9 protein-coding genes are annotated in these 7612 nt (G+C 63.5%); all 9 read right to left on the bottom strand.

Features of this window, described 5'->3' with window-relative positions:
• Positions 1 to 896: P-type conjugative transfer ATPase TrbB (gene trbB, locus ACK59X_RS25255; RefSeq protein WP_409961155.1), on the bottom strand; the 896-nt coding region annotated here is incomplete at its 3' end.
• Positions 893 to 1357, bottom strand: coding sequence for a CopG family transcriptional regulator (locus tag ACK59X_RS25250; protein ID WP_222821480.1), 465 nt, complete (start codon positions 1355 to 1357; stop codon positions 893 to 895). The genes trbB and ACK59X_RS25250, both read right to left, overlap by 4 nt.
• Entirely contained in the window at positions 1354 to 3351 is a 1998-nt protein-coding gene (locus ACK59X_RS25245) for a conjugal transfer protein TraG (protein ID WP_409961154.1), read from the bottom strand. Before ACK59X_RS25245 ends, ACK59X_RS25250 begins: the two co-directional genes overlap by 4 nt.
• 234 nt (positions 3352 to 3585) lie before the next feature.
• Entirely contained in the window at positions 3586 to 3849 is a 264-nt protein-coding gene (locus ACK59X_RS25240) for an EexN family lipoprotein (RefSeq protein ID WP_222821482.1), read from the bottom strand.
• A complete protein-coding gene (locus ACK59X_RS25235; RefSeq protein WP_317779501.1) occupies positions 3846 to 4790 on the bottom strand; it encodes a LysR family transcriptional regulator in 945 nt (314 codons plus the stop codon). Before ACK59X_RS25235 ends, ACK59X_RS25240 begins: the two co-directional genes overlap by 4 nt.
• A 78-nt stretch (positions 4791 to 4868) precedes the next feature.
• Positions 4869 to 5066 carry a hypothetical protein gene (locus ACK59X_RS25230; protein ID WP_222821483.1) on the bottom strand — a complete coding sequence of 66 codons (198 nt, stop codon included), beginning with the start codon at positions 5064 to 5066 and terminating at the stop codon, positions 4869 to 4871.
• Between the two features lie 12 nt (positions 5067 to 5078).
• Entirely contained in the window at positions 5079 to 5972 is an 894-nt protein-coding gene (locus ACK59X_RS25225; protein ID WP_222821484.1) for a permease, read from the bottom strand.
• 57 nt (positions 5973 to 6029) lie between these two features.
• Entirely contained in the window at positions 6030 to 6362 is a 333-nt protein-coding gene (locus tag ACK59X_RS25220) for a PadR family transcriptional regulator (protein ID WP_409961152.1), read from the bottom strand.
• A gap of 199 nt (positions 6363 to 6561) precedes the next feature.
• On the bottom strand, positions 6562 to 7612 hold a 1051-nt coding region (locus ACK59X_RS25215; protein ID WP_409961150.1), incomplete at its 5' end, for a DUF3363 domain-containing protein.

The following is a 7612-nucleotide window of genomic DNA, read 5'->3' as shown; positions in this document are numbered from 1 at the left end:
CCGGCGATGTGGATGACGACGTTGACCGCCTCGGCGATCAGCGCCCGTGGCGGATTCACTGCGACTTCGAGGATCAACTGTTCGAGGCGCAGCAAAGCGCCTAGCGCGGAACCGGCGTGGATGGTGGCGATGCCGCCGGGGTGGCCTGTTCCCCACACTTTGATGAGGTCGAGGGCTTCGCCGCCGCGTACTTCGCCGACGACGACGCGATCCGGGCGCAGGCGCATCGTGGCACGCACCAGTTCCTGCATCGACACCACGCCCGCACGGGTGCGCAGTGGCACATGGTCACGGGCTGCGCATTGCAGCTCGATGGTGTCTTCGAGCACCAGCACGCGGTCGCCGGTGGCGGCGATCTCGGCCAGCAAGGCGTTGGCGAGGGTGGTCTTGCCGGTACTGGTGCCGCCGGCGATCAGTACGTTCTGGCGCTCGCGCACGGCGCGGCGCAGGAAGTCCGCCTGGCCAGCGGTCAGGATGCCGTCGGCCACATACTGATCCAGGCCGATGATGTTCACGGCACGCTTGCGCAGCGCGAAGGCCGGGCCGGGCGCGGCTGGCGGCAAGATGCCTTCGAAGCGTTCGCCCGTCTCCGGCAGCTCGGCGGTTAGCAGCGGCTGGCCGCGATGCACTTCCGCGCCGACGTGCGCAGCCACCAGGCGGATGATGCGTTCGCCAGCGGCTTCGGGCAGTTCCACGCCCAGCGGCGCGCGGCCCGACGACAGCCGATCCACCCATAGGGTGCGGTCGGGGTTGAGCATGATTTCCACCACGTCCGGGTCTTCGAGCGCGGTGGCAATCAGCGGCCCCATTGCCGTGCGCAACATCTGGATTCGTCGATCCAGTGAGGTTGCGGCGGACGAACGAGGTTGAGGCGGGATCTGCGGAACGGCGCTCATGCGGCCCGCTCCCGCGCTTCGGCCAGCGCCGCCGCGTCATCCATTCGCATCGGGTCGGGATGCAGCTCCTCCACCACGTCGCGCACCAGACTGCGCCCGCGCAGCAGATGGCGGCCGAGCTGTTCGACGAACTGCTCGAAGCGTGCCTTGCCCTGGGCGCGAGCCGCTTCTTGATGGGCCTCGGGAACCGGCGTGCTGACGGTGAGGAAGTAGCGGATGAACAGCGCCAGCGTTTCGATCTGGATGTTCTGGTCGCGCTCCAGGCGTTCGGCCTGCCGTGACAAGCGATCCAGTCGCTTGGCGATGGCGGCCTCGCGCTGGTCGCCTGCGTCCGGCGACAGCCAGGACGCCAGCGCCGCCGCGACGATGGACGACTTGGACACGCCTTTCTTGGCGGCCAGTTCTTCCAGGCGCTTGGCGTGCTCGTGCTGAATGAACAGGTTGAGGCGGTATTGGCTCATAGGTCGAGTCCGTCGTTGGGGTCGAGGGAAGCCAGCCGGGCCGTGCGCTGCATGGCCGGGTCGAGCTGGCCGGGAAGCGGCAGCGGCAGGTCGTCGTCATCGAGCAGCGCGAGGTCGGAAGCGTGTGCATCCGGCTCGGGGTCGTAGGCGACGGTTTCGGAGAGTTCGGGCTGGCGGCGCAGGCCGCCGTCGTCGGCGCCGCCGGGGTCATCGGCGGATGCCGTGGCCGGCGCCACAGGCACGGTCGGGATCGCCAGGTCGCTCCAGTCGTCGAGCCGCGATGGCGGCGCGTCGGCGTACTGCCCGGCTGCCAGCGTGGGCGGCGGTAGTACGCGGCGCTTGAAGTTGGCATCGGTGTAGTAGCGCAATTTCTTCGCCTTGATCGGCGCGACGCTGGACACCATCACCACCGATTCGTCTGGCGGGAGTTGCATCACTTCGCCAGGCGTCAGCAGTGGCCGTGCGGTTTCCTGCCGCGACACCATCAGATGGCCCAACCACGGCGCGAGCCGGTGGCCGGCATAGTTGCGCTGCGCACGCAGTTCGGTAGCCGTGCCCAGGGTTTCGGAAATGCGCTTGGCAGTGCGTTCGTCGTTGGTTGCAAACGTCACGCGAACGTGGCAGTTGTCGAGGATGGAATGGTTCTGCCCATACGCCTTGTCGATCTGGTTCAGGCTCTGAGCGATGAGAAAGCTGCGGATGCCATAGCCGGCCATGAAGGCAAGCGCGGACTCGAAGAAGTCCAGGCGGCCCAACGCCGGAAACTCGTCGAGCATCAGCAGCAGTTTGTGGCGACGGGCGATGCCGTCGGAACCGTCGAGCGATTCGGTCAGCCGCCGCCCGATCTGGTTGAGGATCAGCCGAATCAGCGGCTTGGTACGGCTAATGTCCGAAGGCGGCACCACCAGATAGAGCGATACCGGATGCTCGGCGGAAATCAGGTCGGCGATGCGCCAGTCGCAGCGCGACGTGACTTCGGCCACGGTCGGGTCGCGGTACAGGCCGAGAAACGACATAGCGGTGGAAAGCACGCCCGACCGCTCGTTGTCCGACTTGTTGAGCACTTCGCGCGCAGCGGATGCGACAACCGGGTGCGGTGCGTCGCCCAGGTGCTTGGTCGTCATCATCCGGTGCAAGGTCAGCTCGAATGGGCAAGCCGGATCGCTGAGGAAGTTGGCGACGCCGCGCAGCGTCTTGTCCTCGCTGGCGTAGAGCACGTGCAGGATGGCTCCGACCAGCAGTGCGTGACTGGTCTTTTCCCAATGGTTTCTGCGTTCGAGCGCCCCGTCTGGATCGACCAGAATGTCCGCCACGTTCTGCACGTCGCGCACTTCATGCACGCCGCGCCGGACTTCCAGCAACGGGTTGTACGCGGCCGACTTCGCATCGGTCGGGTTGAACAGCAGGCAATGCGAGAAGCGCGAGCGCCAGCCGGCCGTCAGCGTCCAGTTCTCGCCTTTGATGTCGTGGATCACGACGGACGCAGGCCAGCTCAACAAGGTGGGAACCACTAAGCCCACGCCCTTGCCCGAGCGTGTCGGCGCGAAGGTCAGGACGTGCTCCGGGCCTTCGTGCCGCAGGTACTGGCCGCGATGCAGGCCGAGGAAAACGCCGTCGGGTTGGGTCAGCCCGGATTTGCGAACGTCATCCGCATCGGCCCAACGTGCAGAGCCGTAGGTGGTGACAAGGCGCGATTGCCGCGAGCGCCATACCGACATGGCGATGGCGACCACAACGGCCACCAGGCCGCTGCCGCCCGCGATGGCACCGCCCACGTCGAAGACATGCGGCGCGTAGGCATCGAAGAAGAACCACCACTCAAAGAGTCGCCAGGGGTGATAGACCGGCGTTCCAAAGAAGTCGAACCACGGCGAGCCAAGGCGTAGTTGATAACCCAGGGCGGCGGCTGTCCATTGCGTTGCACTCCACACACCGGCGATCACGATGCCGAAGACGGCGGCGATCTGCCCGAACAGCACGCCCTGAGCTTGCATTGACTGGCCTCCGATTTCCCCTGCGCTGATTCCTCATCCAAACGCGGCACAAGGACGTGCCGCATAGCGCGAGGATCAGTGCCGGGTCAGTGCCGGTCAAAGACTGTTATCGGAAGCAAGATGATGAAAAAAGCATCGTTTCAGGCTGTGTAGAACCCAATAAAAACGCCGCAGGCGCGGGCGCACTGCGGCGTGTTGGCAAAGAAGAACAGTTTTTTTGCGACGGACTGGTAATCAGAACTTCGGTGGTGTTTCCGGTGGTGTGTAGGGCGTTGTTCCATCGCCATAGAATCGTTTGCGTGTGGCTTCGGCCACTCGATTGCACAGCACTTCGCCCAGCGTCGCGCGGTCGATCTTGCATTGCTGACGCAGCTCCTTCAACCGCGCCGGATCGGCGGCCAGTTTCTCCACGGTAGGCACGTTGGCCTGCTTGGGTGCCTCCGATGGGCCGCAAGCTGTTAGCACGGCGACCACAAGCATAGGTGTTATTCGCTTCATAGCTCGAATTCCTCCTGTGATTCGGACTGAGGGGGCGGCACGGGCCTCACGCCTTCGGGCAAGTCGATCGCCCGCACCCGTTCGATGAATCGGGACAACACTTCCGAACGCTCGTCTTCGCGTCGCAACAAGTAGGTTGTCAGCATAGGCGAGCGACCCGCCAAGGGCCGGGCCACAACGCCAGGTTCCCGGTTGGACACGATATGCGGAGCGCCAGCCAGCCCCAAGGCGAAGCCGGCCGATACGACCACCATCATCAAGTCGAATGAGGCAACACGTTCGACGATCAGAGGCTCCCGGTCAGAGCGGCGCAGCACACGTTCAACCTGTCGCGCGTAGCCCTCACATGCTTGCGGGTCGCAGAGAACCAGCGGAAAGTGCAGCACTTCGTCCAGCGGGATGCGTCGGTGCTTGAGCAAATGATGGCGTGCTGGCACCGCCACCATCAGCGGGTCATTCCACACGGCTTCGGCGGCTATACCTTCACCTACTTCATCCGATTGCGCGAAGCCCACGTCGTACAGGTCGTCTTGCAGTCCCTTGATTTGCTGCGACAAGGGCACCTGAAACAGCCGGATATCGACTTCTGGTTCCTCCTGTCGGCAAAATGCGAGCAAGGTCGGTAGGCGCGGCGGCGTGATGCCGTCGGACAGGGCAATACGCAACTGGCCGTGGAAGCCATTGGCCGCAGCCTTCACGCTGTCGCGAGCCTGCTGCAAGGCAGCAAACACGCGCGGAACATGCTCCAAAAACAGTTTGCCCGCCCGCGTCAGGCGCGTGCTGCGACTGGTTCGGACAAACAACTGTTCGCCCAAGTCTTCCTCCAACTCCTTGATAGTGCGCGACAGCGGTGACTGCTCGATATGCAGTCTCTCGGCCGCGCGGGCGAAGTGGAGTTCTTCAGCGACTGCAATGAAGTAACGCAGATGTCGTAGTTGCATGATCACCCAGGCCCAAGGCTTGATCTGCGCGCGACGCAAATCGTGTTGCAGGTTCACCGCGAAGCAAGGTTGCTTAGGCTACTGGGTGGCAGATGGCGGCTGAGTGACATCATCGTCCTTAACCTCCTCAATGCGCACCGCGCAACATGCGGACTTCTTGGCGACGGGCATTTGGGTCACTTCCGTCTTGGGCACTTCTTCGATGCGCACCGCACAGCAAGCCGAGTCCTCTTGCTTGCCAAACAAACGCGCTATAAAGCCCTTTTTCTCTGACATGGTCTTTCTCCTTCAAATGAACAGCAGATTGGCGATGTAACCCACGCTGATGGCAACCGTGAAGATGGTCAGCACGAACACTGCCACCAGTCGGGGCCGGAAGATCGTGTTGAGCAGCGTGACTTCGGGAATGCTGGCACCTGCGCCAGCGATGATCAGCGCCGCTACCGCACCGATACTCATGCCTTGGGACTGCAAGGCCATGCCAATCGGAATCAGGGTTTCAGCGCGGATGTATAGCGGCACACCAATAGCGGCAGCCACGGGAATCGCGAACGGGTTGTCGGCGCCTGCCATAGTGGCGATCCACTCGCCGGGTACCACGCCATAAATCAGCGCACCAATGCCCGCGCCGATCAGCAGGTAAGGCAAGGAAGTCTTGAACAAACCGAAGGCCGCGCTGCCAGCTCGCCGCAAGCGCGATTTGAAGTCGGTCGGCCCTGCGATTTCGCTCTCGCCCACCACACGCACCTTCTTCACGTCGCGCTCCAGGCCGAAGAACTGCCAGACCGCGCCCACTGCCACCGCCAGTACAAAGGACGCGGCGCCATAGAAGACGGCGAACTTCCAACCGAACAGCGTGACCAGCAAGCCCAGGATCACCGGGTTGAGGATAGGCGAGGACACTAGAAAGGACATGGTGGCGCCAAACGGCGCACCGGCATTGAGCAAGCCGACCGTGACCGGAATAGTCGAGCAGGAGCAAAACGGCGTGACCGCCCCCAGCCCAGCACCGACGATGTTGCCACCCAGGCCTCGCCCGGTTAGCAGGCGTTGCACAGTGCTGGCTGGTACATACTCCTGCATCATCGCCACCATGAAACTGACGACGAAGAACAGCGCGATCAGCTCGGCGCTGATCATGGCGAAGAACGACAGGGTTTCGGTGAGTGTGTTCGTATTCATTATATATTCCAGATCAATGCATAGATGGTCAATGCTTGTATTCAAAAAAAACCGCCATTACTGACGGGTGATGTGCGCAGCCACCTCCATCCAAGCATCTACCGCCACCGTGAAGGCCTCGCGGCCCTTGTCAGTCAACGTGTAGACCTTGCGTCCACGGCCCGCAACCGTTTCGGTATGCGCGGTGACATAGCCGCCCTGCTCGAATTCGCGCAACACCGGGTAGATGGTGCCTTCGGTGGGTGCACAACAACCTTGGGTCGAACACTCCACTTCACGTGCGATCTCATAGCCATGCATGGGCCGCTTTTGCAGCACGCTCAGGATGAAGAACTTGGACAGGCTCATCTTGATGATGCCACTCCAATGCAACCGGTCGGTATAGTCCACCGGTGTGCGCTCTACGGTCTTGAGGGAAGTGGTCGATTTAGCCATAAGCATAACTATATACCTTGCCCATCAAGGTATCAAGCAGCAACCGAAAAAATCCCCTCCTGGGGCGGTGCTTGGTCGGATGGAGGGCGCTCGCATGAGTCTGCGACCACAAGTGAAGCATCACGAGCCACGGCACACATGAAAAATTCAGTCTTTAGCCGACAGACGGGCCGCGCTGGCGACCGAGTTCCCAGGAGGCATGCCCGCCGCGGACTGTGGCAGCCAGGGATTGGCCCAGCCGCTGCTCGATCACTGGCTTCCACGGCACCAGGCTGAACCCCATGCCGTTGTCGAGCATGGCGTAACGCCCGCTGGCGAGCATGACCGAGCGCCGGTAGATGCCGGTCACGCGCTGCCCGTCGGTGACGGGCCGATGCTGTAGTCCGGTGTCGGCGGCAATGTCCTTGGCGACCTGCGCCAGTTCCCGATTGCGCAGCGTGCCCAGCAGGTTCCGGGTGAGGATCACACGCTGTCCCCGCCGCTCGGCCAACCCCTGTTCGGCCAGGAAGTCGGCGCGCTGCTGCAAGGCTTGCTTGGTATCGCCGCCAAAGCCCAGGTCGCCCAGCCCCTTACCGCCACCGATCAACTGCTGATCCAGCCAGGTGGCCCCAATCACGCGGGCCTGCCGCTCGATTGGCAGGTGCGATTTCAGTTCCACCGCCACACCGCCCAGCCGTTGCGCGTCGTACTGGCGGCCACGCTCGGCCAGGTCATTAGGCACCTTCCATAGTCCTTCGGCCACGCGCTCCACGATGCCGGCCCGGCGCAGGGCTTCCAGTCGGCGGACGTGGGCCGCGACGACTTCCTGCGGGTCGCGCCCAGCCTTGGCCCGGCCTTGTTCGATCGCCAAGTGATGATCTGTGCGGTACAGGCCACCGCTCGCCAGCCCAGCGACGTTCTTGTCGGCCGCCCGCACCTCGGCGGAACCACGCACTTCCACCACCGCACCGGCGGGATAGTTCGCCAGCTCGTCGCGGGCGTTCAGCGCGACGTAGTGGGCCTTGCCGTCCACGCCATCGATGACCAGATAGCCGCGGTCGTGCAGCTCGTCGGCCAGCCCCTTGGCGGCGACGCGACCGATGACAGTACGGCCATCCTCGCCCGGCTCGAACACCGCCAGCTCGCGCGGTCGTCCGCTCATGGCACGCTGCATGGTGCGGATGATGTCGCCGCGTTCGCCCAGGGCACGCAAGGTCTTCTCGGCG

This window comes from Acidovorax sp., assembly GCF_046339755.1.
Taxonomy (GTDB): Bacteria; Pseudomonadota; Gammaproteobacteria; order Burkholderiales; family Burkholderiaceae_C; genus Acidovorax.
The sequence above is the reverse complement of the archived record's forward strand: the minus strand, read 5'-3'. Positions and strand labels throughout refer to the sequence as shown.

Coding starts and splice junctions, on each gene's coding strand:
- ACK59X_RS25250 (WP_222821480.1), bottom strand. CDS start 1,357: ATGAGCCAATACCGCCTCAACCTGTTCATTCAGCACGAGCACGCCAAG.
- ACK59X_RS25245 (WP_409961154.1), bottom strand. CDS start 3,351: ATGCAAGCTCAGGGCGTGCTGTTCGGGCAGATCGCCGCCGTCTTCGGC.
- ACK59X_RS25240 (WP_222821482.1), bottom strand. CDS start 3,849: ATGAAGCGAATAACACCTATGCTTGTGGTCGCCGTGCTAACAGCTTGC.
- ACK59X_RS25235 (WP_317779501.1), bottom strand. CDS start 4,790: ATGCAACTACGACATCTGCGTTACTTCATTGCAGTCGCTGAAGAACTC.
- ACK59X_RS25230 (WP_222821483.1), bottom strand. CDS start 5,066: ATGTCAGAGAAAAAGGGCTTTATAGCGCGTTTGTTTGGCAAGCAAGAG.
- ACK59X_RS25225 (WP_222821484.1), bottom strand. CDS start 5,972: ATGAATACGAACACACTCACCGAAACCCTGTCGTTCTTCGCCATGATC.